22 protein-coding genes are annotated in these 24,902 nt (G+C 65.8%); 12 read left to right on the top strand and 10 right to left on the bottom strand.

Going from position 1 to position 24,902, the window contains the following annotated elements; all coding sequences use genetic code 11:
- Positions 1 to 255: 255 nt before the first annotated feature.
- Positions 256 to 2,889 carry a M1 family metallopeptidase gene (locus BT115_RS10525; protein ID WP_072322568.1) on the top strand — a complete coding sequence of 878 codons (2,634 nt, stop codon included), beginning with the start codon at positions 256 to 258 and terminating at the stop codon, positions 2,887 to 2,889.
- Between the two features lie 325 nt (positions 2,890 to 3,214).
- On the opposite strand, the gene BT115_RS10530 is transcribed toward BT115_RS10525, so the two are convergent.
- Both BT115_RS10530 and BT115_RS10535 read right to left on the bottom strand, forming a co-directional pair.
- Positions 3,215 to 4,066 (bottom strand): PfkB family carbohydrate kinase, encoded by an 852-nt coding sequence (locus tag BT115_RS10530; RefSeq protein WP_072322569.1) that lies wholly within the window; start codon positions 4,064 to 4,066, stop codon positions 3,215 to 3,217.
- A gap of 4 nt (positions 4,067 to 4,070) precedes the next feature.
- On the bottom strand, positions 4,071 to 5,375 hold the full coding sequence (locus BT115_RS10535) for a NupC/NupG family nucleoside CNT transporter (protein ID WP_072322570.1): 1,305 nt from the start codon (positions 5,373 to 5,375) through the stop codon (positions 4,071 to 4,073).
- A 178-nt stretch (positions 5,376 to 5,553) separates the two neighbouring features.
- On the opposite strand from BT115_RS10535, the gene BT115_RS10540 reads away from it, so the two are divergent.
- Positions 5,554 to 6,183: a homoserine/threonine efflux transporter gene (locus BT115_RS10540; protein ID WP_072322571.1), complete on the top strand. Its 630-nt coding sequence runs from the start codon at positions 5,554 to 5,556 to the stop codon at positions 6,181 to 6,183.
- Between the two features lie 4 nt (positions 6,184 to 6,187).
- On the opposite strand, the gene BT115_RS10545 is transcribed toward BT115_RS10540, so the two are convergent.
- From BT115_RS10545 to BT115_RS10555, 3 genes are all read right to left on the bottom strand, one after another.
- Entirely contained in the window at positions 6,188 to 6,628 is a 441-nt protein-coding gene (locus tag BT115_RS10545; protein ID WP_072322572.1) for a MarR family winged helix-turn-helix transcriptional regulator, read from the bottom strand.
- A 1-nt stretch (position 6,629) separates the two neighbouring features.
- Positions 6,630 to 7,388 (bottom strand): helix-turn-helix transcriptional regulator, encoded by a 759-nt coding sequence (locus BT115_RS18770; RefSeq protein ID WP_072322573.1) that lies wholly within the window; start codon positions 7,386 to 7,388, stop codon positions 6,630 to 6,632.
- Positions 7,389 to 7,450: 62 nt separating this feature from the next.
- Positions 7,451 to 9,130, bottom strand: coding sequence for an alpha-amylase family protein (locus tag BT115_RS10555; protein ID WP_072322574.1), 1,680 nt, complete (start codon positions 9,128 to 9,130; stop codon positions 7,451 to 7,453).
- Positions 9,131 to 9,241: 111 nt separating this feature from the next.
- Here BT115_RS10555 and BT115_RS10560 point away from each other — a divergent pair, with 111 nt between their 5' ends.
- Positions 9,242 to 10,810, top strand: coding sequence for an alpha-amylase family glycosyl hydrolase (locus BT115_RS10560; protein WP_072322575.1), 1,569 nt, complete (start codon positions 9,242 to 9,244; stop codon positions 10,808 to 10,810).
- A gap of 3 nt (positions 10,811 to 10,813) precedes the next feature.
- Here BT115_RS10560 and BT115_RS10565 read toward each other — a convergent pair whose 3' ends face one another.
- From BT115_RS10565 to BT115_RS10575, 3 genes are read right to left on the bottom strand one after another with little or no spacing between them, the layout of a single operon-like run.
- The gene (locus BT115_RS10565) at positions 10,814 to 10,996 is read right to left on the bottom strand and encodes a hypothetical protein (RefSeq protein ID WP_143144532.1); all 183 of its coding nucleotides are present in this window, start codon (positions 10,994 to 10,996) and stop codon (positions 10,814 to 10,816) included.
- Between the two features lie 58 nt (positions 10,997 to 11,054).
- Positions 11,055 to 11,972: a hypothetical protein gene (locus BT115_RS10570; protein WP_072322577.1), complete on the bottom strand. Its 918-nt coding sequence runs from the start codon at positions 11,970 to 11,972 to the stop codon at positions 11,055 to 11,057.
- 37 nt (positions 11,973 to 12,009) lie between these two features.
- On the bottom strand, positions 12,010 to 12,282 hold the full coding sequence (locus tag BT115_RS10575; RefSeq protein ID WP_072322578.1) for a hypothetical protein: 273 nt from the start codon (positions 12,280 to 12,282) through the stop codon (positions 12,010 to 12,012).
- 102 nt (positions 12,283 to 12,384) lie between these two features.
- Between BT115_RS10575 and wrbA the strand changes: the two genes are divergently transcribed.
- Positions 12,385 to 12,984 carry an NAD(P)H:quinone oxidoreductase gene (wrbA, locus tag BT115_RS10580; RefSeq protein ID WP_072322579.1) on the top strand — a complete coding sequence of 200 codons (600 nt, stop codon included), beginning with the start codon at positions 12,385 to 12,387 and terminating at the stop codon, positions 12,982 to 12,984.
- On the opposite strand, the gene BT115_RS10585 is transcribed toward wrbA, so the two are convergent.
- The gene (locus BT115_RS10585; protein WP_143144533.1) at positions 12,981 to 13,562 is read right to left on the bottom strand and encodes a helix-turn-helix transcriptional regulator; all 582 of its coding nucleotides are present in this window, start codon (positions 13,560 to 13,562) and stop codon (positions 12,981 to 12,983) included. The genes wrbA and BT115_RS10585 overlap by 4 nt on opposite strands.
- 254 nt (positions 13,563 to 13,816) lie before the next feature.
- Here BT115_RS10585 and BT115_RS10590 point away from each other — a divergent pair, with 254 nt between their 5' ends.
- The 6 genes from BT115_RS10590 (at position 13,817) to BT115_RS10615 (ending at position 19,233) form a co-directional block, all read left to right on the top strand.
- A complete protein-coding gene (locus tag BT115_RS10590; protein WP_083527414.1) occupies positions 13,817 to 15,760 on the top strand; it encodes a PAS domain-containing sensor histidine kinase in 1,944 nt (647 codons plus the stop codon).
- Complete coding sequence (locus BT115_RS10595; RefSeq protein WP_072322580.1) at positions 15,757 to 16,395, top strand: response regulator transcription factor; 639 nt, start codon at positions 15,757 to 15,759, stop codon at positions 16,393 to 16,395. The genes BT115_RS10590 and BT115_RS10595 overlap by 4 nt, the downstream gene beginning before the upstream one ends.
- 128 nt (positions 16,396 to 16,523) lie before the next feature.
- The gene (locus BT115_RS10600) at positions 16,524 to 16,871 is read left to right on the top strand and encodes a response regulator transcription factor (RefSeq protein ID WP_218184749.1); all 348 of its coding nucleotides are present in this window, start codon (positions 16,524 to 16,526) and stop codon (positions 16,869 to 16,871) included.
- 71 nt (positions 16,872 to 16,942) lie between these two features.
- Positions 16,943 to 17,716, top strand: a complete 774-nt coding sequence (locus tag BT115_RS10605; RefSeq protein ID WP_072323160.1) for a YdcF family protein — start codon at positions 16,943 to 16,945, stop codon at positions 17,714 to 17,716.
- Between the two features lie 60 nt (positions 17,717 to 17,776).
- Positions 17,777 to 18,289 (top strand): hypothetical protein, encoded by a 513-nt coding sequence (locus BT115_RS10610; protein WP_072322582.1) that lies wholly within the window; start codon positions 17,777 to 17,779, stop codon positions 18,287 to 18,289.
- Positions 18,290 to 18,354: 65 nt separating this feature from the next.
- A complete protein-coding gene (locus tag BT115_RS10615; protein WP_072322583.1) occupies positions 18,355 to 19,233 on the top strand; it encodes an EamA family transporter in 879 nt (292 codons plus the stop codon).
- Positions 19,234 to 19,312: 79 nt separating this feature from the next.
- Here BT115_RS10615 and BT115_RS10620 read toward each other — a convergent pair whose 3' ends face one another.
- Positions 19,313 to 22,234 carry an autotransporter family protein gene (locus BT115_RS10620; protein ID WP_072322584.1) on the bottom strand — a complete coding sequence of 974 codons (2,922 nt, stop codon included), beginning with the start codon at positions 22,232 to 22,234 and terminating at the stop codon, positions 19,313 to 19,315.
- A 339-nt stretch (positions 22,235 to 22,573) separates the two neighbouring features.
- Between BT115_RS10620 and BT115_RS10625 the strand changes: the two genes are divergently transcribed.
- Both BT115_RS10625 and BT115_RS10630 read left to right on the top strand, forming a co-directional pair.
- Complete coding sequence (locus tag BT115_RS10625; protein WP_072322585.1) at positions 22,574 to 22,822, top strand: hypothetical protein; 249 nt, start codon at positions 22,574 to 22,576, stop codon at positions 22,820 to 22,822.
- A gap of 167 nt (positions 22,823 to 22,989) precedes the next feature.
- On the top strand, positions 22,990 to 24,894 hold the full coding sequence (locus tag BT115_RS10630) for a CocE/NonD family hydrolase (protein WP_072322586.1): 1,905 nt from the start codon (positions 22,990 to 22,992) through the stop codon (positions 24,892 to 24,894).
- Positions 24,895 to 24,902: the final 8 nt, after the last annotated feature.

Here is a 24,902-nt window from a genome sequence, read left to right on the forward strand (position 1 = left end):
AACCCGCCTGCTGTTGCTGCTATCCCCATCGCCAGCAGGCTGGCTCCCACCAAGCCAGGTCCCCACTCGCTTCCATCGCCGGCACAGGGGTTCCCATGGTGGTGGGAGCCAGCCTGCTGGCGATCGGGGGCTTGGCGATCGCAGGAACCTGCGGCCGTGACTTCCGGCGCTTCCGTGGCCCCTGACCGGGGAGGACCATCGGCGGAGCGACCGCCGACGGATGTCCGTCGGGGTGCGAACCCAAGGGCTTTCAACATGCGTACTCCTCTCGTCAGCGCGATCGCCTTCGCGCTTGCCGGACTTTCGCTTGCTACCGTCGCCGCGCCGGTGACGGATGCGAACCAACTCGCTACCACCCAGTTGCCGCGCACCGTGCGTCCCACGCATTACGACGTGTCCATCGCGCCGCACGCGGACAAGCTGGCGTTCGACGGCACCGTAAGCATCGCCATCGATGTGCTCGAACCTACCCCGTCGATCACGCTCAACGCGATGAACATGGACTTCGCCAAGGTCGCGCTGGCGCCAGCGAAGGGCAAGGCCGTGTTCGCCGCGCCCAAGGTAGCGGTAGACGAGAACGCGCAGACGGCGACCTTCACCTTCGACCATGCGATTCCCGCCGGCAGCTACGTCCTCACGATGAGCTACACCGGCAAGATCGGCACGCAGGCCAACGGCCTGTTCGCCATCGACTACGACACGAAGTCCGACGGCAAGAAGCGCGCGCTTTACACGCAGTTCGAGAACTCCGATGCGCGCCGCTTCATTCCTTCGTGGGACGAGCCGGCCTACAAGGCCACCTTCACCCTGAAGGCCACGGTGCCGGCCAAGCAGATGGCGGTAAGCAACATGCCGGTGGCGAAGCGCAAGGACCTGGGTAACGGCCTGGCCGAAGTCACCTTCCAGCCGTCGCCGAAGATGTCCACCTATCTGCTGTTCTTCGGACTCGGCGACTTCGATCGCGCGACCACGAAGAGCGACGGTGTGGAGATCGGTGTCATCACGCAGAAGGGTCTGACCTCGCAGGCGCAGTTCACGCTGGAAACCGGCAAGGCAGTGCTGCAGGAATACAACGCGTACTTCGGCGTGCCGTATCCGCTGCCCAAGCTCGACAACATCGCCTCGCCGGGGCAGAGCCAGTTCTTCTCCGCCATGGAGAACTGGGGCGCGATCTACACCTTCGAATACGCGCTGCTCCTCGATCCGACCATTTCGACGCAGTCGGACAAGCAGGAAGTCTTCAATACCGCCGCGCATGAAATGGCGCACCAGTGGTTCGGCGATCTGGTGACCATGCGCTGGTGGGACGACCTCTGGCTCAACGAAGGCTTCGCCTCGTGGCTGGCCTCGCGCACGACCGAGCGCCTGCATCCGGAATGGCATACCAACCTCGAAGCGGTCTTCATCCGTGAAGGCGCGATGTCGCGCGATGCCGTCGCCACCACGCACCCGGTGGTGCAGCACGTGGAGACGGTGGAGCAGGCCAGCCAGGCGTTCGACTCCATCACCTACGCCAAGGGCGAGTCGGTGATCCGCATGCTGGAAGCCTATGTCGGTGCCGATACCTGGCAGAAGGGCGTGCAGGCGTACATCAAGGCGCACGCGTATTCGAACACGGTGTCGGACGATCTGTGGAAGGAAATCGATGCGGCTGCCGGCAAGCCGGTAAGCACCATCGCGCATGACTTCACGCTTCAGCCGGGCATTCCGCTCGTCCGCGTGGAATCGGTCTCCTGCGCGAACGGTTCGACCACATTGAAGCTCTCGCAAGGCGAGTTCACCCGCGATCGCCCGGACAAGAAGCCCCTGGCCTGGCATGTGCCGGTCATCGCGAAGACGCTCGGCGGCGCGCCCGCGTCCACGTTGCTGCAGGATGGTTCGGGCACGCTCACCGTCGCGGGTTGCGCACCGGTGCTGGTGAACGCCGGTCAGACCGGTTACTACCGCACGCTGTACGCGCCGGCCCAGATCAAGGCATTGCAGGGCGTGTTCGCCAAGCTCGATCCGATCGACCAGCTCGGCGTCACCGCCGACGTGTGGGCGCTCGGCATGGGCGGACTGCAGCCTGCCTCCGACGTGCTCGATCTCATCAAGGCCACACCGCTGGATGCCACGCCGCTGCTGTGGGATGGCATCGCCAGCGACTTCTCCACACTCGACGACTACTACGAAGGCGACGCGAAGCGCCAGGCCGCGCTGCGCAAGTACGCGATCTCGCGGCTCGCGCCGAAGTTCGAGCAGGTCGGTTGGGATGCGAAGCCTGGCGAGGACGCGCCGGTGGCGATCCTGCGCGCGCAGCTCATCGGTACGCTCTCGCACCTGGGCGACGCGAAGGTCATCGCGGAAGCGCGCCGTCGCTACGAAACGGACAGCATGCCACCGGAACTGCGCAAGTCGATTCTTGCCGTGGTCGCCGCGCATGCGGATGCCGCCACGTGGGACAAGCTGCACGAAGCCGCCAAGGCGGAGAAGACGCCGCTGGTGAAGGATCGCCTGTACGCGTTGCTGGCAACGCCGGAGGACGAGGCCTTGACGAAGCGTGCGCTCGAACTGGCCCTCACCGACGAACCCGGTGCGACCAACAGCGCGGGGATGATCTCGGCGGCAGCACGCAAGCATCCCGAGCTGGCCTTCGACTTCGCGGTGGCGCACAAGGCCGCCGTGGATAAGTTCGTCGATTCCACGTCGGCCTCGCGTTACTACCCGATGCTCGCGGGCGGCTCGCTGGATCTCGCCACGATCGACAAGATCAAGGCGTTTGCCGACAAGTACATCGCACCGACCTCGCGTCGCGATGCCGAAACCAGCATCGCGAACATCCGCTATCGCGCGATGGTGCGCAAAGAGCGTCTGCCGGCCGTGGACGCCTGGCTGAAGAAGAACGGCTGATCGTTAGTTAGCTGCAGCGATACCGTGCGGCCGCCCTCCATGGGCGGCCGCACGTCGATGGAGTTCTGTCTCACAGGGGAGGGTGGGAGCCACCCTGGTGGCGAAGAGCCGACGAAGCGGTGTAGCCGTGAGCCAGGCCCCCATCGCCAGCAGGCTGGCTCCCACCAGCAAGTTCGAGGGATTCTCTGTGGGAGCCGCTACAGCGGCGAGAAGCCAACGAAGCGGTGAAGCCAAAACGCACATTGCGCCGCGTATCACCACACATCGAGGCAAGCTTCCCTCGCCGCCATGGCGGCTCCTACAAGCGGCTCACTTGTCAGAGTCGCTAGCCTGCCGCGTCGCAGGCGGCCAGCAGCGCGTCGCGGAAGCAACGCGCGTCCAGCAGGCGTGCGGCGAGCGTGCCCTTGAAGACGTCACCCGAGCCGCAGGTCGGCACGCGGTAAAGGTCCGCGGCGTCGCCATGCCGGTCCGCGCCGTGCGAGACGAGGCAACTGCGATCCAACGACACCACCACGGTTCCCGCACACAGCCGGCGGGCGAGGGCGTTGATCGTCGTGTCGTCCATGCCGGTCACCGCCTGCGCGGTGATGTCGATGGAGAGGAAGCGACCGCACACGCGGGCGAATTCATGCACGTCCAGCAGCAGCACGTCGGTGCTGGCGAATTCGCGGACGGACAGGCCGGCAGGCAGCGGGCCTGGATCGAGGATGCGCAGCAGACGTTTCTCGCCTGCGCGTTCCAGTGTGGCCGCCACCGCGTCGATGTTGGCCTCGGTGGAAATGAGCAGGATGCGCGCCTCGTCCATCAGGTCGTCCTGCGCGGCGACGAAGTCGGCATCCAGATGCTCGTTGGCGCCGGAGGACAGCACCGAGAGCAATGCGCCGCGCGGATCGACGATCAAGGCCGTGCGACCGGTGCGCACGCCGGCAACGACCTGCCAGCGCGCGATCACATTGGCGGGAAGACCCGAGGGATCGATGGTGTCGTCGCCGATGGCGGCCACGAGACCTGTGGCTACGCCGGCACGGGCCGCGGCGACCACCTGATGAAACGCCTTGCCGCCAGGGCGACGTTCGAAGTCGTCCGCATAGGCAGGTTCGCCCGGGCGAGGGAGGCGCGGCGTACGCCAACGCTCTTCCTCGCTGTAGCCGCCGACGACCAGCAGGCGGACCGGCATGCGCTCAGAATCGCTCGAGCACGCCGGCAATCGTCGCCGTCATGAAGGTGGCGATGGACCCGCCGAGCACGGCGCGCAGGCCGAGGCGAGCGAGATCGCCGCGACGGTTCGGTGCGAGGCCGCCGATGCCGCCGATCTGGATGGCGATCGAGGAGAAGTTGGCGAAACCGCAGAGGGCGTACGTGGCGATCAGCCGACTTTCCGGCAGCAGGTCGTTGAGGTGGCGTGCGAGGTCCGCATACGCCACGAACTCGTTGATCACCACTTTCTGACCGATGAAGCTGCCGACCAGCGTCGCATCCTGCCAGGGCACACCAATGAGCCACGCGACGGGAGCCAGCACCCAGCCGAAGATCGTTTCCAGGCTGAGCGCCACCGGATGTCCGGTGCTCGCGGTCAGCCACGCATTGATGCTGTGCTCGCCACCGAGGGTGCCGACCCACTGCACCGGACCGTTGATGAGTGCGATCAGGGCGATGAAGGCGAGCAGCATCGCGCCGACGTTCATCGCGAGCTTGAGACCGTCGCCTGCGCCGGTGGCAGCAGCGTCGATCACATTGGCGGTGGTCTTCTCCACCTCGATCTTCACGGTGCCGCGGGTCAGCGGTTCCTGCGTTTCGGGCACGAGGATCTTCGCCAGCACCATGGTGGCCGGCGCGGCCATCACGCTCGCGGTGAGCAGGTGCTTGGCGTAGAACATGCGCTGCGCCGGATCGTCGCCACCGAGCATCGACACGTAGGCCGCCATCACCGAACCGGCAATGTGCGCCATGCCGCCGATCATCACGGTCATCAACTCGGCCTGGGTCATCCGCTCGATGTACGGCTTGATCGTGAGTGGCGCCTCGGTCTGGCCGATGAACACGCTGGCGCAGACGCTGGTGGTTTCCGCACCCGAGACGCGCATGACCTTGGTGATGACCCAGGCCATGCCCTTGACGATCTGCTGCATCACGCCGAGGTGATAGAGCACGCCGGTGAGCGAGGCGAAGAACACGATGGTCGGCAGCACCTTCACGGCGAAGATTACGCCGAACTTCTCGCTGTCGAGCAGGCTGCCGAAGATGAAGCGCGAACCCACGTCCACGTAGTCGAGCAGGCGCACGAAGCCGGTGGCGATGGCGTCGAAGACGTCGCGACCCAAGGGCACCTTCAGCACGACCGCCGCGAACACGATCTGCAGGCCGACGCCGGTGGCGACGAGTTTCCAGTCGACCACGCGCTTGTTGTTGGAGAAACAGAAAGCGATGGCGACGAGCACCACCAAACCGAACAGGCCAAAAAGGACGTGGCCCAGCAGACCCAGCATCGTGACTTACCCCTTCGAAGGCCGGGGGTAAGCCCCGTGACCGCTTTAAAAAACGCGAGGTTACGGGACGCTGGCGCGTGGGGCAAGGCGCGCCGCGACACGGGGCGATCGCCGACGGCGCCGAGCGCATGCGCAAACGATGCTTCCGCCGCCGCCACGGCAGGATTACCCTGGCGCGATGAACCTCATGCTCACCGTCGCACTGGTCCAGATCGTGGCGCTCATCACCCCGGGTCCGGACTTCTTCTTCGTGTCGCAGCTTGCTGCCAGCCGTTCGCGTCGGGAGGCGCTGGCGGGCGTGCTGGGCATCGCGCTGGGGGTGGCCGCCTGGGCCGCGCTGGCGCTGCTCGGGCTGCAGATCCTCCTGCACCGGCTGGCGTGGCTGCAGCGAGGCATCGCCATCGCCGGTGGCGCGTATCTGTGCTGGATGGGCTTTCAGATGCTGCGGGCCGCGTGGAAGGCCAAGCCGGACGCGGCGGCACCCGTCGTAGACGTACGCCAGTCGAACCCTTGGCGTGCGCTGGTTCGCGGACTGGCAACCAATCTGGCGAATCCGAAGGCGGCGGTCTATTTCGCCTCGATCTTCTCTGCGTTCGTGGGCGAGGGTATGTCCGCGGCCACGCGCTGGGGGCTATGGGCGATGGTTACCGCCGAGACCTTCGCCTGGTTTGCGCTGGTGGCGGCCATCTTCGCCTTGCCGGCAATGCGCCGCGGCTACGTGCGGGCGAGCCGCTGGATCGACGGCGGGGCCGGCGCGATCTTTACCTTGTTCGGCCTGCACCTGATCTTCGGACGGCGCACCGCTTAGTCGCTCAGTCCTTTTCCAGGTTCCTTGTCACCTGCGCGAGGCTTTCGGCCAGCACGGCGGGCTGATCCACACCTTCCAGCGCCGTGCGTGCCAGGTCGGCCACCAGCGCGCGGACCCGCTCGGCCATGCGCTTGCCGGCGGGCGTCAGCACGATGTCGACCAGGCGTCGGTCTGCCTCATTTCGATCGCGCTGCATCAGGCCACGCTCGATGCCGGCATCCACTGCGTGGGTGACCGTGCTCGCGTTGACGCCACAGGCGGCCGCGAGCTCGGTGGAGATCATGCTGCCGTGGACGGCGAGCAGGAGCAGCATGTCGCTCTGCAGCGCGGTAAGCCCGAACTCGCGCTGGGCGCGCCGGCCCACGGCATCGCGCAGGCGCGAACCGGCCAACATGAGATCCCTGCCCAGGCAGAGAGCGGAGGGCGTGCCGTCGTCCTTGGTCATGTCAGTCCGTGGCGCGCCGCCATGCGCCGGGCGGCATGCCGACCGTGCGGGTGAACACGCGGGTGAAGTGGCTCTGTTCGGCGAAACCGCAGGCAAGGGCGATGTCGGCCAGCGAAAGTTGGGTGTCGCGGAGAAGTTGACGCGAGCGCTCGATGCGTCGGTCCAGCAGCCAGCGGTGCGGCGGCTTGCCCGTGCTGCGGCGGAACGCGCGCGAGAAGTGATTGACCGACAATCCGCAGACGTCGGCGACGGCAGAGACGGGGAACGACTGGTCCAGGCGCTCGTCCATGAAGGCAATGGCGCGCCGTTCCTGCCAGGTCGCCAGGCCGCCGCGCGGCGTACCGGCATCGTCGCGCGCGGACGGCGCGCCGAGGATGGCCCGCAAGGCCAGGGCCACATGTGCCAGGAGCGGGGTGTTGGGCGCCTCGGCGCGCAGGCTGTCGAACAGCACCTGGGCCAGGGTCCGCACAGCGGGTGGATGCGGCGTGTCGATATCGCCCTCGACCGGCCGGCGGAACAGGATTGCGCCCGCGCCGACGGCGTCTGCCGGACAGGCGGCGCGGTAGACCAGCAGCAGATCGCCCGCATCCCCATCGACGAGGATCTCGGTCAGTTGCGCCCGGCCGCGCAGATCGTCGAGCAGGCTCGCGCCACCGTGCCGACCGCCACGGTCGACCGCCGCCGAACGCTGGGCGAGATCGACGAAGACGGTGGGCAGGTCCTGGCGGCACGGGCTGCAGGCGTGTTCGGCGCGGTACATGAGACCGATCCTTTCGAGGTATCGGAGAGCGACACAAGCATTGCGCGTGCAAGGATCGGTCACTACCCCCTTTCGGGGGATTTCCCCTCACTCGTGTCAATTTCCTGACGGTCGAGGATGTAACCCAGCCCGCCCTCGCGGAACCAGCGGTAGCCATAAGGTTCCAGCAGGATGCGATGGCGCCCGCGCGCGTCGGGCTCGCTGTGCTCGTCCGAGAGGACATTGGTCAGGCGCTGTCGCAGGGAAAAGTCCGCTTCCGTCGGCGCGTCGGACAGGTTGTGCAGGAACAGCGTGGTGTTGCCGCGCCAGGTGTAGCGCATCATCAGTACGGCGTTGTCATCCAGCGGCAGTACCTCGAAATCGCCCCAGGCGACCTCGGGGATTTCCTTGCGCATGCGGATCACGCGTTCCATCCAGTTGAGCAGGGAGGACGGATCGCGGCGTTGCTCCGCAACGTTGACGTGCGGATAGCCGAAGGGGCCGTCCGAGATCACCGCCGCGCCGCCGCGGCGCGAACGGGTGAAGCCGCCGTACGGTTCCGTAGACCATTGCATGGGCGTGCGCGCGCATTCGCGTTCGGGCAACGAGAGATCGTCGCCCATGCCGATCTCGTCACCGTAGCGCAGCACCGGTGTCCCGGGGAGGGTAAGCATGAGGCTGTACGCCAGTTCTAGGCGCCGCCGGTCGTTGCGCAGCATCGGCGCGAGACGACGACGGATGCCTCGGTCGTAGAGCTGCATGTCCTTGTCCGGCCCGAACGCCGCGAATACGCGCTCGCGCTGGGCGGAGGTCAGGCGACCGAGGTCCAGTTCGTCGTGGTTGCGCAGGAACAGGGCCCATTGCGCCGTGGCGGGGCGGGGTCGCGTCTTCTGCAGCGCTTTGGTGAGCGAGCGCACATCTGCGCTGGCCAGGGCGTAGAACAGATGCTGGTTCACCTGGAAGTTGAACATCATCTGCAGGCGGTCGCCGTCGGAACCGAAATACTTCATGTCGTCGCGCGGCAGCACGTTGGCTTCGGCAAGGATGATCGCGTCGCCCTTGCGCCATTGCAGCAGTTCGCGAAACGAGCGAAGCATGTCGAACTGCTCTTTCGGCTTGGTCACGTCAGCACCCTTGGTCGCGATGACGAAGGGCACGGCATCCATGCGGAAGCCCGAGACGCCCAATTGCGTCCAGAAACCCATGATCTTCAGGATTTCCGCCTGCACGTGCGGGTTGGCGGTGTCGAGATCGGGCTGGAAGTCGTAGAAGCGGTGGAAGTACCACGCCTTGGCGGTCTTTTCGTACGTCCACGTGCTTTTCTGCACTCCCGGAAAGACCACGCCCTTGCTGGCGTTGGCGGGGCGCGTCTTGGACCAGACGTACCAGTCGCGGTACTTGGACGACGGATCGCGACAGGCGTCACGGAACCAGGGATGGCGATCCGAGGTATGGTTCACCACCAGATCGATCATCACCCGCATGCCACGCTGGGAGGCGGCGTGGGTGAACTCGACGAAGTCGCCGAGGGTGCCGTAGCGGGGATCGACGTTGTAGTAGTCGGCAATGTCGTAGCCGCCGTCCCGGCCTGGGGAGGTCTGGAAGGGCATCAGCCATACCGCGGTGACGCCGAGGCCCTGGAGGTAATCCAGACGGCGGACCAGTCCCTGGAAATCGCCCACGCCATCGCCGTTGGCGTCCTGGAAACTGCCGACGGAAAGGCAATAGACGATGGCATTCTTGTACCAGAGGTCGTTGATCATGACGGCGGTCCGGCGCAGGAAGGAACCCGAGCCTAGGTCAGCGTATGTGAAGGCGTTTCGTACACGCTGCCGGGGCAAGACTGGCTGGAAGGCTCGAGACGAGGAGAGCGTGTGGACGGTTCGTGGTGGCGCGACGGCGTCGTGTACCAGGTGTATCCGCGGTCGTTCGCCGATGCGAATGGCGACGGTATCGGCGATCTGGAGGGGATTCGCGGCAAGTTGTCGTATCTCGCCGAACTCGGGGTCGATGCACTCTGGATATCGCCCATCTATCCCTCGCCGATGGCGGACTTCGGCTACGACGTGAGCGACTACCGCGGCATCGATCCGCTATTCGGCGACATCGGCACGCTGGATGCCTTGATCGCCGACGCCCATGCGCTGGGACTGAAGGTGATCCTCGACTTCGTGCCCAACCACAGCTCCGACGAACATCCGTGGTTTCGCGAGAGCCGGCGATCGCGCGACAGCGCCTATCGCGATTGGTACATCTGGCGTGACCCCGCGCCCGACGGCGGTCCGCCGAACAACTGGCTGTCCAACTTCGGCGGCAGCGCTTGGACCTTCGACGCCGCGACGGGTCAGTACTACCTGCATCTGTTTCTCGACAAGCAGCCTGATCTCAACTGGCGCCATCCGCCGCTGCGCGAGGCCATGTACGAGTCGATGCGCTTCTGGCTGCGCCGCGGCGTGGACGGGTTCCGCGTGGACGTGATCTATCACGTCATGAAGGACGCCGCCTTTCGCGACAACCCGCCCAACCCGGATTTCCGTCAGGGCGTCGATGCCGACGCGCATCGTTTTCTTCCCGTGCATACGGCCGACCTGCCCGAGACGCAGGGGGTGGTCGCCGCGATGCGCGACGTGGTGGACGAATTTCCGGGCCGCGTGCTGATCGGCGAGTTGTACCTGCCGCTGGATCGCCTCGTCGTTTACTACGGCGAAAACCTCAGCGGAGCACATCTGCCATTCAATTTTCTGCTCATCGGTACGCCGTGGGACGCGCGCTCCATCGGCGATCTGATCAAACGCTACGAGGCGGCGCTGCCGCCGGGTGGATGGCCGAACTGGGTGCTCGGCAACCACGACAAGCCGCGTATCGCGTCGCGCGTCGGCGCGGCACAGGCTCGCGTGGCCGCCATGTTGCTTCTTACCCTGCGCGGTACGCCGACGATGTACTACGGCGACGAGATCGGCATGCACGACGTGCCGATTCCCTTCGACGAAGTACGCGATCCGTTCGAGCTCAACGAGCCGCACAAGGGTCTTGGTCGCGATCCGCAACGCACGCCGATGCGCTGGTTTCCTCGCCCCGGTGCAGGTTTCACGCGCAGTACGCCGTGGCTGCGGATCGGTGACGACGTGGATACCTGCAACGTCGCCACGCAGGCAGACGATCCTCGCTCGATGCTCTCGCTGTACAAGGCGCTGCTGCACCTGCGTCGCGACACGCCGGCACTGCATGGTGGCGACGTCACGGTGTTGGCGGCGAGCGATGCGGTACTGGCCTATGAGCGCCGCAGCGCGAGTGATGGCAGGGTCGTGGTGCTCAATCTCACCGACGCACCGGCAGCGTTGCCTCTGTCGGAACCGACGGGGGTCGTCTTGCTTTCGACCCACGGCGATGAGGTTCGTGGTGAGTTGCGCCCGAACGAGGCCCGGATCTATCGGGCGTCGTGACGATCAGAATGCCCAGCGGAGCAGGGCAGCCAGCAGCGCAAGCACCAGGGCCGCGATGACGATGTGGCGCAGGTACGCGCCCCCGGATGCGCCGCCGCCGTCGTAGCTGGCGTCGTCGTAGTCGTGCGACGCATCGCGTGGATGGCGGACGAAGGGCAGGCGGAATCGTTTCTTGGGTCGGGACATGCGCGTCATGCTGTGGCGGCGGGTGTGTGGTGGAGGTCAAGAGTCATCGCGGGCCACGTCATGCGCCGACCCGCGAGGTGTTCTTCAGCTCTTCCAGGATCTCCGGACCGCGCAGATCGATATGGTCGAGGTTGTTGACGTAGAAACGCACGAACGGGTTCTCGGCGTCCTTCGGCATCCAGGGCTTCGCCCAGACGAAGGCGACGCAATAGCCGTCCGTTTCCGCGATCAGCTTGTCCAGCCGTGCACGTAGGAGCTTGCGCACGGGGTAGGCCTCGATGTCCTTGGCCGCGAGGGTGATCGTGGGGCGCAGTTCGGCCTCGCCATGACGGAACGGTCGCGAGAAACGCAGGTAGTAACCGCCGTCCTTGGTAGCGCGCAGGTTCGCGGTGCCCCACCAGACGGCGCGGGTGCCGAGCAGGTCGGCCACCTTCTGCCGGTAGACGTTGCGGAACAGGGCTTCGTAAGTGGTGGTTTCGCCGCCGATCTCGACGGTGGCCTCGGCGAGATCCTTGTCGCGGCGGTGCTCCAGAAACTTCTGGACCAGCGACGACAGCCGATAATAGTGGCTGGCGCGCGGTCTCGGCGCGGACGGTGAGGCGGACGCAGGGCGTCGCGCCCCGACGTTCGCCGGTGGCGTGGTCGACGCAGGTTCCCGATGACGGAAATGACCGGGCGGGCGCTCTGCCTCGAAGACGTCTGCCTGCTTTTGCGTGGCCTTCTCGCCGCGGGCATGCACGACCTCGCAGGTTGGCGCGTGGTCTTCCAGTCGGTACGAACGGAAATACGGCCGGATCCGCAGGTTCTGTTCCGGCTTGTCGAGGCAGGCGCAGATCAGCGGCGCGTGGCAGCCGGTGCCCACGCAGGCGAAGCGGGCGTCACGGCCGAGCAGGTCGGCCCAGTAGAGTTCGTAAGCGCGCTCGGCGGTCAGTCGTTCGCCGTCGCGCTCGGGGGTGACCGCTTCTTCGATCGACACGGGTGCTTCCGGGCATTCGCGATAGCGGCACTGTACTTCAGTAGGAACCGAATCCGCGCGTCGTCTCCGTGCCCAGGTCGCAGGTCACGCCGCGCAGGAAGGCCAGTACGTCCTCGTAGCGGCCCGCCGCCACCAGTGTCTCGGCCGTAAGCATATGCAGGGCGACGATGGGGTCGTCGCGGTACCAGGCGATACGCGCACCCTCGTCAGGCTCGATGCGGGCGGCTTCTCGCAGCACCTGCCATGCATGCGACTTGCGCACAGTGCTTTCATGGTTTGCGCGGAAATCGACAATTCGGGCATATCGCATGGCGGATAACCTCGTTATGGCGGCGGTGGTCTGCCCACACACATGACCTAGACGGTGTCGCGACTATTTTTCCCTACCAACCTTTCCCTGGAGTTCCTCCCCATGGCTAATGTTCTGGTTCTCTACTACTCGTCCTACGGACACATCGAGACCATGGCCCAGGCCGTGGCCGAAGGGGCCCGCGAGGCGGGCGCCAAGGTCGACATCAAGCGCGTGGCGGAACTGGTGCCGGACGACGTGGCGCGCAGTTCGCACTTCAAGCTGGACCAGTCCGCTCCCATCGCCAAGGTCGACGACCTGCCCAACTACGACGCCATCATCGTCGGCGTCGGTACGCGCTACGGCCGTATGGCCTCCCAGATGGCTCATTTCCTTGACCAGACCGGGTCGCTGTGGGCGAAAGGTGCCTTGAACGGCAAGGTCGGCGGTGCCTTTTCTTCCACGGCCACCCAGCACGGCGGTCAGGAAACCACGTTGTTCTCCATCATCACCAACCTGCTGCATCTGGGGATGATTCCGGTGGGCTTGCCTTACAGCTTCCAGGGCCAGATGAAGCTCGACGAAGTCACCGGCGGCAGCCCCTACGGCGCCACGACCATCACCGGCGGCGATGGATCCAGGCAGCCCAGCGAGAACGAGCTGGCGGGCGCGCGCTTCCAGGGCCGGCACATTGCCGAGGTCGCCACCAAACTGTTCGGTTAGGCCTCCTGCCAGCGGGCACGCCGCCAGTGGCTGGGGCTCTGCCCCACCAGGCGGCGGAACAGGTTGCACAGGTGGGCCTGGTCGGACAGTCCACAGGCCAGCGCGATCTGGCTCAGCGGTTCACGGGTCTGCAGCATCAGCGACTGCGCGCGCTCGACCCGCCGCCGCATGATGTACGCGTGCGGCGGATCGCCGAAGCTGTCCTTGAAGGCACGGCAGAAGTAGCTGCTCGACAGGCCGGCGATGGCCGCCAACTGGTCGATGGTGATCGGGAACCCGAGGTTCTCCTCGACGTGCGCGGCGACACGGCGAGCCTGCCAGGGGGCGAGCCCCGCACCCGTGCGACGGCGGGGCGCGACGGCGGGGGCGCTTTCGCGTTCCAGCAGGGCGGCCACGCGGGCCACGCAGGCACGGGTCGTGGCGAGGTCGGTCTCGGCGGCCGTCAGGGCCTGTTCCAGCAGGCGGGTGACACTCGACTCGGTTTCAGCGGCGGCGAGGGTGAAGGTCGCCATGCCATGCATGACGTCGGGGGCACGCGTGCCTCCCGTTGCGGCGAAAGCGCTGGTTTCGTATCGCATCTGCGTGTGCTCCATGGCGGCGGCTCATGGGCGGGACTGCCCATGCGAGCAGCCTATGCGCGATGCGAAAGCGACTGAATTCTACATACGGTCGGGGCCGTCCATACCAAAGGATGAGTGGGCCCTCCGTGGATTTCTTGTAGCGCCTGTGCCGTAACGGTCAAAAACCATCACCGGCGTGCAAGACTCTCGCCGCGGCAATCCGAAACACTTCAGGCCGATTCCTCCAAGACGCCACGGTCCCGGTGCCTCCGATGTCACGATTCCGGCCTCTCCACAGCCATGCCTACGCCCCGGTCGCCAGGCCGCGCCGGCTCGTGGCGGGCCTGGTGATGGCGGCAGGTACCTTGCTGGCGCTGGGAGTGTTCCTGGTCGATACCTTCACCCCGCTGCAAAGTGCCGTGGCGGTGGTCTACGTGGTGGTCGTGCTGCTGGTGGCCGCCAGCGGCAGCCGCCGCGCCATCCTCGGCGCGACGATCGGTTGCCTGGTACTGACCGCGGTGGCCTACCTTCGTGGGCACGGGTGGCCGGAAGTGGACGCTTCCATGCTGCGTTGCGCCGTGAGCCTCGGGGCGATCGGCATCACCGGCGTCCTCGCGCTACGCAACCATGAGCGCATGTTGACGATCGCCGGACAGGCCCGGCTGATCGAGCTGACTCACGACTCGATCTTCGTGCGCGACATGGACGATGTGATCGTGCTCTGGAATGGTGGCGCGGAACAGCTCTATGGCTGGACCGCCCACGAGGCGCTCGGCCGCCGTGCGGGCGACCTTCTGGGCACGGCATTCCCTGGCGAGCGGGGCGAGGCGGATATCGCGCTGTTCGGCGCCGGCCGCTGGGAGGGCGAGGTCTTCCAGCGTCATCGGGATGGCCGCATCGTGATCGTGGAGGCGCGCTGCGCGCTCCTGCGCGACGAGTACGGCAAGGCCCGAGTCATCCTCGAAGCCGGCACGGACGTGACCGAGCGCCGTGCCGCCACCGCCGCACTGGCGGACAGCGAGCGCCGCTACCGCAGCATGTTCGAAACCGCGCGCGTCTCCTTCTGGGAGGAAGATTATTCGCTGGTGATGGACCGGGTGGACGCCCTGCGCGCGCAGGGCATGACCGATTTCGCCGCCTACCTCGAGGCGCACCCCGAGTTCGTCACGGAAGCCTGCTCGCTCACCCAGGTGACCGATGTGAACGAGGCCGCCGTGCGGATGCTTGGTGCGCGCTGCCGTGAGGACCTGATCGGCCCCCTGGACCGGCTGCTGCCGGGATCCGAGCGCACCTTCGCCCGCGTGCTCTTGAAGATCGTCGATGGCAGTGGCGTGGCCGAGGGCGAAACCTATCTCTACAACCTGTGCGGCGAGCGCCTGACGGTGCTGTTCGCGCTGAACATGCCGCTGGGCCCCGCGCGCTACGACCGCGTGCTCGTCAGCGTGGTGGACATCACCGAGCGCAAGCGCACCGAGCGCGCCGTGATCGCGATGCAGGCGGAGCTGGCGCAGGCAGCACGCGTCACGGCGCTGGGCGAAATGAGCGCATCCATTGCGCATGAGGTAAACCAGCCGCTGGCGGCGATCGTGACGCATGGCGAAGCCAGCCTGCGCTGGTTGCGCCGGCCGGAGCCGAACATCGACGAAGCGTGCATCGCGATCGAGCGGGTAGTGCGCGACGCGCGTCGCGCCAGCGAAGTGGTGCATCGCGTGCGCAGCCTTGCCAGCAAGGAGCCGCGCCAACACGTGCGCTTCGACCTCGCTGCCCTGGTGGAGGAGTGTGCGCAGCTTCTCGACGGCGAAATCGCCCTGCATCGGATCGTGTTGCGCGTGGACGTCGGCCGCGACGCGCCCGCGCCTCGCGGCGATCGCGTCCAATTGCAGCAAGTGGTGGTGAACCTCATGGCGAATGCTGTGCGCGCGATGTCGACCGTCAGCGGGCCGCGGCATCTCGTGGTGCGGGCGCGCGCCGATGCCAGCGACGGTCTGCTCGTGGAGGTCGAGGACAGCGGTACCGGCATTCCCGAGCACATCGCGCCACACCTCTTCGATGCGTTCGTCACGACACGCGGCGAGGGCATGGGCATGGGGCTGGCGATCTGTCGTTCCACGGTCGAGTCCCACGGAGGCCGGCTTTGGGCGACCAACCGACCTGGCGGCGGGGCCACGTTTCATTTCACGCTGCCACTGGCAGAGGTCGCGGAGGCCCACGCATGAATCGCGTTCCCAGCGTGGCCGTCACGCGTGCCCCGATCGTCTGCGTGGTGGACGATGACGCCTCCGTTCGCGAGGCGCTGGCGTCGTTGTTCCGCTCGGTAGGTCTGGATGTCGCCACGTTCGGCAGCGCGACTGACTTCCTCGCTCGCGAGCACGCCGATGCGCCGGGCTGTCTCGTTCTGGACGTGCGCCTGCCGGGCGTGAGCGGGCTCGATTTCCAGGCTCAGCTCGCGGCCATGGACAATCGCCTGCCGATCATCTTCATGACCGGTCACGGCGACATCCCCATGTCGGTCCGCGCCATGAAGGCGGGCGCCATCGATTTTCTCGCCAAGCCGTTCCGCGACCAGGACATGCTCGACGCCGTGTCCAGCGCCATCGAACGTGACGCGGCCAATCGCCGTGGCGCGGAGGCCATGGACACCCTGCGTGCCGCCTATGGCTCGCTCACCCCGCGGGAACGCGAGGTGATGGCACACGTGACCGCCGGGTTGATGAACAAGCAGGTCGGCGGTCTGCTGGGCTTGTCGGAGATCACGGTGAAGATTCACCGTGGCAACGTGATGCGCAAAATGGGCGCGAAATCGCTGGCGGAGCTGGTGAAACAGGCGGAAGCACTCGGCATCGGCCCCTGAACGGAGGGCGACCGCACACTTCCGTATGATTCCAAGCGAGGCCTCGTCGGCGCACTGTAAGGGTCGAACGGGGCGAGCAGGTGCCCGACGAGGAATCAAGGTTGGCCGCTAACAGGATCGTGGCGATCGTGGACGACGATGAAGCCGTGCGGACGGCCACCGTCAGTTTGGTGCGGTCGCTGGGATATGAGGTGCGAAGCTACGCTTCCGCCGAAGCTTTCCTCCGCGACGATGACGAACAGGTCGATTGCCTGGTCACCGACGTGCAGATGCCGGGGCTGGATGGCACGGCGCTACAGCGCCGCTTGCGCCATCTCGGCAGGCGCTATCCGGTCGTCTTCGTCACGGCCTTCCCCGACGACTCGGTGCGCGAGCGTGCCATCGCCGATGGCGCCTTCTGCTACCTGGGTAAGCCGTTTAGCGGCGATGAGTTCATTACCTGCCTGGAACGGGCGCTGGCAGGCGGGACGCGCTGAGTTTTCGCGTCGCTCGCTTGTCCACGGGCCGTGCCGATGCTCGCCATGCGGGTTTGCTACTCTCCGCGACCATGACTCTTCTTCTTTTTCTGCTGCTCGTCGTCATCGGCATCGTGCTGCTGGCGCGCCGCCGTCTCCGTGGCGGGTTGGCATTCGCCATCATCGCGCTGGCGTGGCTCTTCTTCGCTGGCTGCGGCCCGCTCACTGCGATGCTGCTGGGCCACCTGCAAGCGGGCTTTGCACCTGATGTGGCGCAATGGGGTAAGCGCAACGCGATCATCCTGCTCGGGGCAGGCACGGTACGTTCCGGTGCAGGCGCGATCGAACCCAGCCTGTTCGCCAACGGACGCATTCTCCGCGCTGCGGAGCTGTATCGCTCGTGCAAGGCGACGGGCGCCGATTGCAAGCTCGAAGTCAGCGGCGGCGATGCCATGAAGCTGCAGCAGGCCGAGGCCGATGTGTACGCCGTCACGCTCGATCGCTTGGGCGTGCCGCGCGCCGATCTGATCCTCGAAGCGCGCAGCATGAATACCTTCCAGAACGCGCAATTCAGCAAGCCGCTGCTGGTGGCGTATGGCGCGGACAAGGTGGTGCTGGTGTCGTCCGCGGCGCATTTGAAGCGGGCGTTGCTGTATTTCGCCCATTTCGGTATCCGGGGGGACGCGGTTCGCGGCGACTACGTGACCGCTCGTTACGACTGGCTTCCCGACTCCGGCAACCTTGCCTACGCCGACCTGGCGATACACGAATACATTGGCGTACTCCGCTACCACGTCTATAACGCCATGGGCTGGAACGCGCCCAGGGTTCCTGAAGAAAAGCCAACCGCACAGACGCCTACGTAACAATTGGCGTCCTATGCTGATCCGCCGTCCCGGTACGGACACGACCCCAAGGAGTTGCCTGTGAAGTCTCGTTACCTGCTCGCCGCCTTGCTGGCCGCCGCCACTGTCGCACCGGTGGCTTCCTACGCGCAGGAGGCGGCGCCCGCCGCCAATCCTGCTTCCCAGATCCCCGCATCCGACAAGCAGGCGATCCAGAACTACAACCTCAACGAAGACGTCTTCGACCGTATCGTGAAGGTCTCTCAGGAGGCGCGGAAGGAAGGCATCAAGCCCAAGGATGCGCAGACGGATTTCTCGAAGATCCATTCGCTCGACGATCTGGCCGCGCAGGTGACGGCCGCCGATCCGCGCATCGAGCCGCTCATCAAGAAATACGGTTTCACGCCGCGCGAGTTCCTGCTCGCGAACCTGGCCGTGACCAATGCCGCCATCGCCTCGGAAGCAAAGAACAACCCGCAGATGGCCGCCTATGTGGATCAGTCGAAGGTCAACAAGCAGAACGTGGCGTTCTACGAAGCGCACAAGGCGCAGATCAACGCTCTGATGGCCGAGGACGATTCGACGGGCCACTGAGCTCGCCGCACGTCGCCGCGCTGACACGGCTAGGGACGGCCGTGTTTAGCCGGTAAAGTGGCGCGATGAATTCCTCTCGTGCCATCCCATGGTTGCCGGCGCTGGCCGTGCTCGGCTCGGTCACGTCGCTGTGCATCGGCACGTCGTTTGCCAAGAAACTGTTCCCGCTGATCGGGGCGGAAGGTACCTCGGCCCTGCGTGTGGGCTTTTCCGCGCTGGTGCTGCTGATCTTCTGGCGCCCATGGCGTTGGCCCCTCAGCCGCCGGGACGCCGGATACGTCGTGCGTTACGGCCTCACGCTCGGCGTGATGAATCTCCTGTTCTATCTCGCGCTTCGTACGATCCCCTTCGGTATTGCCGTGGCCATCGAATTCAGCGGTCCGCTGGCGGTTGCCATGTGGTCGTCGCGTCGACCGGTCGATTTCGTATGGCTTGCCTCGGCCGTGGTCGGGCTGGTGATGCTGTTGCCACTGGGGCACCAAAGCGCACTCGATCCGGTAGGCGTGATGTTTGCCTTGGCTGCTGCGGTTTGCTGGGCGCTGTACATCCTGTTCGGCAAACAGGCCGGGCATCTGCACGCGGGCCACTCTGTGTCGCTGGGGCTTGTTGCGGCCAGCCTCGTGGTCGTGCCGTTCGGCGTGGCCCATGCCGGCGTGCGCTTGCTGGACCCGGGCATTCTTGCAGCCGGCCTGGGCGTAGCGATCGTGTCGAGCGCCATACCCATGTCGCTGGAAATGATGGCGTTGAAGCGGTTGCCCAGCGAAACGTTCGGCATCATGGTCAGCCTCGAACCGGCCGTGGCCTCGCTGCTTGCCATGCTTTTGCTTGGCGAGCACCTCACGCCGTCGCAATGGGTAGCGATCGGGTTCATCGTGCTGGCATCGATGGGCAGTACCGCGACGGCACGCAGGGCGCGACCCGAGGCGGCGGAACTGGCGGGCTGATCGTCCGACGCATCCGCCCGAGATACCCAAACATCTGCGACGCTGGTGGGTCGAATGTATCGACCCACCAGCGTGTTGCTTACCAGTTCTTGCGCACACCGACAGTGCCGGCCACGCGGCGATAGTTGCGCGGTCCGAAACGCGACTCCACATCGATCCACGCGCGCCAGCCGCTATAACGCAGAAAGTTGACGCCGAGCTTCAGCGAGTAGGCATTGCGTGGGACGCCGCCCGTGATCGATTCCGTGTCGAACTGCGTGGCGTCGAGACGCCCCAGTCGACGAAGCCAGTTCGCCGACACGTAAGGCGATGCGACGTGTCCGCCGGGCGTCGTCCAGCGCGCCGCTGCCCGCATGCCGAGGCGTGCGGTGCTGCCACTGGCGTGACGGGACTTGACGCGTGTGCCGGTGGCTTCCGTGTGTGAGCCGCCGTGCAGCCGGTTGAGGAGGAGCTGCGCCTGCGGCTCCAGGTAGGCATCCGTTTCCGCGTTGAGGGCGGTGCGCCAGCGGTGACCGGCTTCGACGCTGGCCGTAAGGACATTGCTGTCATAGCGTTCGCTCGGCAGTGCGTCGCCTTCCACGCGTTGGTTGAAATGAGCGTACTGCGCCCAGCCGCGCAGGTAGGTGCCGTCCTTGGTCCGCACACCTGCATAGATACCGCCCGCCGTGCCGCGAACGCGCCCCTTCGCCGAGTAGCGGGTGAGCAGTGACGTGCCGCGGGTGTCGGACTGCCCGACCGCGGCCATGACACCCGCATAGGCATCGTGTGTGTCGCCGCCGCGCAGCAGGTCCGTGCCGACTGTGAGTTCGTTCGTGGAAGTCGTGGTAGTGATCTGATCACGGAAGTCGAAGGTCGTGTGGCGACGTTCGAACCGTGCCCACGCGCTGCCGCGTGACGCGTCGCCCTCGTCGTCTTCTCCGGCGCCAGGGCCGCCGTGGAACATGTCCAGCGCTGCGGTCTGGTTGGCGCGGTACGTGCCGGTTTCCGGTCGAAGCACCGGCGGCGAGGGTGCCGGAGGCGGATCGACGGCGTCCGGCGTCTCGGGGTCGAGCACCTCGGGATCGATTTCGGGATCGACCGGTGGTGGCAGGGTGGAGCGCAGGTACCAGTTACCGTCGTCCGGCTGCCGCAGCGAACCCTTGTGCAGAAAGTATTCGTGGCTGCCGGCGACGGCGCGGCCTGCCAGCCGGAATGTTGCATCCGATCGGCCGTCTACGCGTACGAGTGGAATGCCCTCGTTGGTGTGATCACCTCGGCTGTCGAGCACGTCCACGGCGATCAGGGCGGTGCCGGTGGTATTGCCGAGCACGTGGACGAGGTCCGCAGGCGAGGTGTCGCCGCCGAGGTGGGCTCGCATGCGGAACAGGCCTTCATGGCCTTCGTAGTCACCGAGGATGGTCAGGACACCGAATTCGCTCGGTGCGGCCGGGTCAAACGTCACAACGCCGCGATCATGGCGAAGGGTGCCTACCTGGCTGTTGCCCGTGACGACCCAGGTTCCCTTGTTGGTCAGCATGAGGTTCCGGACGATCGAGGACGCGCCCGACCATTGCGCGTCGTTGGTGATGGAGAGCGACAGCTTGGTGTCATCCGCTTGTGTGGCAGCGGTATGGGTTGGCAGACGGATGTCGCCTACCGCCTGTGCCTTGTCGCTGAGTTCGATGGTGAACGCCTTCGTGGAGGCCGCATCGACTTCGGCGAATACGCCATGGCCACCCGCGACCACGGCACCGCCCGTGATCTTGATGCGACCTGGATCGTTGAGGCCCAGTGCGGCAGTTTGCGTCGTGCTCACGCTGCCGCCATCGACGATGAGCCTGCCGTCGTGCTGCACGATGGCGCCGTAGGCGTTCTCGCCCGACGTTTCAGCAACGGTGTTCGTGGAGGTGACATTCCCGGCGCTGGTGTAGAGAGCGTGGGCGTTGGCGCCGGTGGTCTCAATTTTCGAGTTGATGAGGTCGACATTGCCCCCGTCGGAGGCGGCAGCGCCGTAACCGAATGCGCCTTCGGTTCGGATGGTCGTGCCGCGCACGTCAAGTCGGGGCGTCCTGCCAATGAAGTCGCCTCCTTTCGCGAGCACGCCATGGGCCAAGCGGCCCTTGGTGGTGACGGTGGCATTTTGCAGGCTGACCGAGGCGGCACGGTCTTCGACACCTGCGGCCTCGTCGCCCTCAGTCTCTATGGTCGTGTTGCGGAAGACGGCGCGGGCGCCGTCGTAAACGACAATGGCGGTGGCATTCGCTCCGCGGGTCTTGAAGCTGCTCTCCTTGACCGTAACGAGGCCGCTGGTCCAATTGGCATTCATGGCATGGGCGCCATCGCCTGCCGTGCTGACCGTGGTGTTCGCGAGCGTCGCGGTGGCCGTGCCGTCGACGTATACGGCGTGCGCCTGTTCGCCGAACGTCTCGATCGTGGCGCCTTGCGTTTCGAGAGATGCGCCGCTGCTGGCAATGAGCCCGCGGGCTCGATCGCCACGTGCGATGACGTGAGTATCTTCCAGGGAGACCTGACCGGTGTTTTCCGCGAGGACGCCGGTGGCGTTGTAACCGGAGGTTTCGATCCGGCCACCGAAGAACTGGCCGTGGGCATTGTTGTGCGAAAAGCTGGCGCCGACCGCGCTGGCGCCTTCGGTGACGATGGTGAGATCGTTGAGGGTGGCGGCAGTGCCTACGGTGTCGCGTACGGCGAGACCGTGGGAAGCGACGCCGGTCGTCCGGAGGGTACTTCGGGTCAGGACGACAAGGCCGCCAAGGCCACGAACGTGGACGGCATGGGCGTCCCTGCCTTCGGTGAGGATATCGAGATCACGGCCGGAGGCGTTGCCACCATTGATGACCAGCAGCCCGTGCTCGGAAGGAGCCGCGGTCGCGTAGCTACCGGGAGCGATGTCGAGCGCGATGCCGTCGGCGACCAGCGGTGGGTCCGCGGCGGCTGTCCGCGCGAAGGCTGCCGCGATGAGCGCGGCAAGGTAGCGTCGGGGGAGGGGATGGGGGGTGTTCAATGCAGGGTCACTCCATGTCATGGGGTCGGCGGGGGTGCCGAACCGCAACTTCCAGGTGACAGGGTAGGGACTGGCTTCGACCGGCGGAACGCGATTATTCTGAAAATGTCTGCGAACGCCGTCTGAGCTGCGCCGCCGGACATCGATGCTTCACCATGGCTGTTACACCCCGGGGGAGGCCCTCGGCCTCACCTGGCGCATTCGTCCCTGGACGCTTGCGCAACAGGTGCGAGTACTTTTTTTATCCGCGCGTGTGGCGAATGCCGTGCAAGGGCCGCCATTTCGGCGGTATGCTTCGCTGCGCTTGCCCTATACATAACGAATGAGGAGCCCAACATCATGAAGGTCATTTCCATCACCGCCCTGGCTTTTGTCGCTGCTGCCATGCTGACCGGCTGCAACAAGTCCGACGACAACGCTGCTTCGACCCCGTCGAGCGCTTCGACGGCCGCTGCCGCCCCGGCTTCGACCGCCGCTGCTCCGGCTGCTGCTCCGGCTGACGCCACCCCGCCGGCCGCCAGCACGGCTGCTCCGGCTGCCGCCGGCACCGCCGCTCCGGCGTCGACCTCGACCGCTTCGGGTCAGTAAGTCGCCGTCGCCGGACCGGCTTTCGAGCCGGTCGCGCGAAAAAAACGCCGCTGCGCATGCAGTGGCGTTTTTTTTTGGCCTGGGCCTGTGCTGCGGCCCCATGGCCCTTCCTTGCGGGATGGGGCACGCTAGGGCGATTCCTCCGTCCCGCTGCCACAGGAATGTCCATGTCCCATCGTTCGTTGATGCCCATGCTTGCGCTGTCCCTGGCTGTTGCCTCGTCCTTCGCCTTTGCGCAGACCGCGCCGCTGGCGCCGGACATTCCCGCCAAGTTCGACGCGCCCACCGCCGCCAACGACTACGTCAAGCGCGTCGTCGAGATTCCGATGCGCGATGGCGTGAAGCTGCACACCGTGATCGTGATACCCAAGAACGCGAAGCACGCGCCGATCCTGCTCACGCGTACCCCGTACAACGCCGACGGCCGCGCGGCCCGCAGCGATTCCTCCACGATGCGCAACCTTTTGCCGATGGGCGATGAGGTCTTCGTGGATGCCGGCTATATCCGCGTATTCCAGGACGTGCGCGGCAAGTACGGTTCGGAAGGCGACTACGTGATGACCCGCCCCCTGCGTGGACCGTTGAACGCGTCGGCCGTCGACCACTCTACCGACGCGTACGACACGATCGACTGGCTGATCAAGAACCTGCCCGAGTCCAACGGCAAGGTCGGCATGATCGGCTCGTCGTACGAGGGTTTCACGGTGGTGATGGCGCTGGTCAATCCGCATCCGGCGCTCAAGGTGGCGGCGCCGGAGAGCCCGATGGTGGACGGCTGGATGGGCGACGATTGGTTTCACTACGGTGCGTTTCGCCAGACCAATTTCGACTACATCGCCGGGCAGAATGCCAAGCGCGGGAAGGGTGCGACGATTCCCCGCACCGGTTACGACGACTACGCCAACTTCCTCGCCGCAGGTTCCGCTGGCGACTACGCACGCGCAGCCGGTCTCGACCAGTTGCCTTATTGGCGCAAGCTGAGCGAGCACCCCGCTTACGATGCTTACTGGCAGGCCCAGGCGCTGGACCGGGAGATGGCGCGCCAGCCGCTCAAGGTGCCCACCATGTGGATCCAGGGACTCTGGGACCAGGAAGACATGTGGGGCGCCATCCATAGCTACGAGGCCATGGAACCCAAGGACAAGGGCAACGACAAGAATTACCTGGTGATGGGCCCCTGGCGGCACAGCCAGGTCAACTACGACGCCTCCTCGCTGGGTGCGCTGAACTGGGACGGCGACACGGCGCTCCAGTTCCGCCGCGACGTGCTTTTGCCGTTCTTCAACCAGTATCTGGTCGACGGCGCGCCCAAGGCGAAGACCCCGCCGGTGCTGATCTACGACACCGGCGAAAACCATTGGGACCGCTTCTCGTCCTGGCCGCAGGCGAAAACGAGCCGTCCGCTGTACTTGGATGCCAATGGAGAGTTGTCGTTTGAGGCCCCTGCAGAGGGCAGCGCGAAATATGACGAATACGTCTCGGACCCGGCGAAGCCGGTGCCATACGTACCTCGCCCGGTGAATTTCGGCGATCGTCAGTCTTGGACGACATGGCTGGTGCAGGACCAGCGTTTCGTGGACGGCCGCCCCGATGTCATGACGTACGTGACCGAGCCGCTCACCGCGCCGCTCACGGTGGCCGGTGCCCCGCAGGTGAACCTGTATGCGTCCACCAGCGGCACCGACAGCGACTGGGTAGTCAAGCTCATCGACGTCTATCCGGCGGAGAATGCGACGTCGCCCAAGATGGGTGGCTATGAGCTGTCGGTGTCGATGGACATCTTCCGCGGACGCTATCGCGAGAGCTTCTCGACGCCGAAAGCGCTCACACCGAACACGCCGCTGGAATATCGTTTTGGCCTGCCCACGGTGAATCACACCTTCCTGCCCGGACATCGTGTGATGGTGCAGGTGCAGTCGTCGTGGTTCCCCTTGTACGACCGCAACCCGCAGACCTTCGTGCCGAACATCTTCTTCGCCAAGCCGTCGGATTATCAGAAGGCCACGCAGCAGATCTGGCACGCGCCAGGTACGGCCAGCGCGATCGAACTGCCGGTGGTGGGGGCGAAGTAACCTCCGCC

The organism is Luteibacter sp. UNCMF366Tsu5.1 (assembly GCF_900119235.1).
Classification (GTDB): Bacteria; Pseudomonadota; Gammaproteobacteria; order Xanthomonadales; family Rhodanobacteraceae; genus Luteibacter; species Luteibacter flocculans.

What these genes read in the sequence shown, in the direction of transcription:
- BT115_RS10605 (WP_072323160.1), top strand. Translation starts at nt 16,943, where the DNA reads ATGACTCTTCTTCTTTTTCTGCTGCTCGTCGTCATCGGCATCGTGCTG.
- BT115_RS10595 (WP_072322580.1), top strand. Translation starts at nt 15,757, where the DNA reads ATGAATCGCGTTCCCAGCGTGGCCGTCACGCGTGCCCCGATCGTCTGC.
- BT115_RS10535 (WP_072322570.1), bottom strand. Translation starts at nt 5,375, where the DNA reads ATGCTGGGTCTGCTGGGCCACGTCCTTTTTGGCCTGTTCGGTTTGGTG.
- BT115_RS10585 (WP_143144533.1), bottom strand. Translation starts at nt 13,562, where the DNA reads ATGCGATACGAAACCAGCGCTTTCGCCGCAACGGGAGGCACGCGTGCC.
- BT115_RS10540 (WP_072322571.1), top strand. Translation starts at nt 5,554, where the DNA reads ATGAACCTCATGCTCACCGTCGCACTGGTCCAGATCGTGGCGCTCATC.
- BT115_RS18770 (WP_072322573.1), bottom strand. Translation starts at nt 7,388, where the DNA reads ATGTACCGCGCCGAACACGCCTGCAGCCCGTGCCGCCAGGACCTGCCC.
- BT115_RS10565 (WP_143144532.1), bottom strand. Translation starts at nt 10,996, where the DNA reads ATGTCCCGACCCAAGAAACGATTCCGCCTGCCCTTCGTCCGCCATCCA.
- BT115_RS10575 (WP_072322578.1), bottom strand. Translation starts at nt 12,282, where the DNA reads ATGCGATATGCCCGAATTGTCGATTTCCGCGCAAACCATGAAAGCACT.
- BT115_RS10630 (WP_072322586.1), top strand. Translation starts at nt 22,990, where the DNA reads ATGTCCCATCGTTCGTTGATGCCCATGCTTGCGCTGTCCCTGGCTGTT.
- BT115_RS10555 (WP_072322574.1), bottom strand. Translation starts at nt 9,130, where the DNA reads ATGATCAACGACCTCTGGTACAAGAATGCCATCGTCTATTGCCTTTCC.
- BT115_RS10525 (WP_072322568.1), top strand. Translation starts at nt 256, where the DNA reads ATGCGTACTCCTCTCGTCAGCGCGATCGCCTTCGCGCTTGCCGGACTT.
- BT115_RS10615 (WP_072322583.1), top strand. Translation starts at nt 18,355, where the DNA reads ATGAATTCCTCTCGTGCCATCCCATGGTTGCCGGCGCTGGCCGTGCTC.
- wrbA (WP_072322579.1), top strand. Translation starts at nt 12,385, where the DNA reads ATGGCTAATGTTCTGGTTCTCTACTACTCGTCCTACGGACACATCGAG.
- BT115_RS10625 (WP_072322585.1), top strand. Translation starts at nt 22,574, where the DNA reads ATGAAGGTCATTTCCATCACCGCCCTGGCTTTTGTCGCTGCTGCCATG.
- BT115_RS10530 (WP_072322569.1), bottom strand. Translation starts at nt 4,066, where the DNA reads ATGCCGGTCCGCCTGCTGGTCGTCGGCGGCTACAGCGAGGAAGAGCGT.
- BT115_RS10590 (WP_083527414.1), top strand. Translation starts at nt 13,817, where the DNA reads ATGTCACGATTCCGGCCTCTCCACAGCCATGCCTACGCCCCGGTCGCC.
- BT115_RS10545 (WP_072322572.1), bottom strand. Translation starts at nt 6,628, where the DNA reads ATGACCAAGGACGACGGCACGCCCTCCGCTCTCTGCCTGGGCAGGGAT.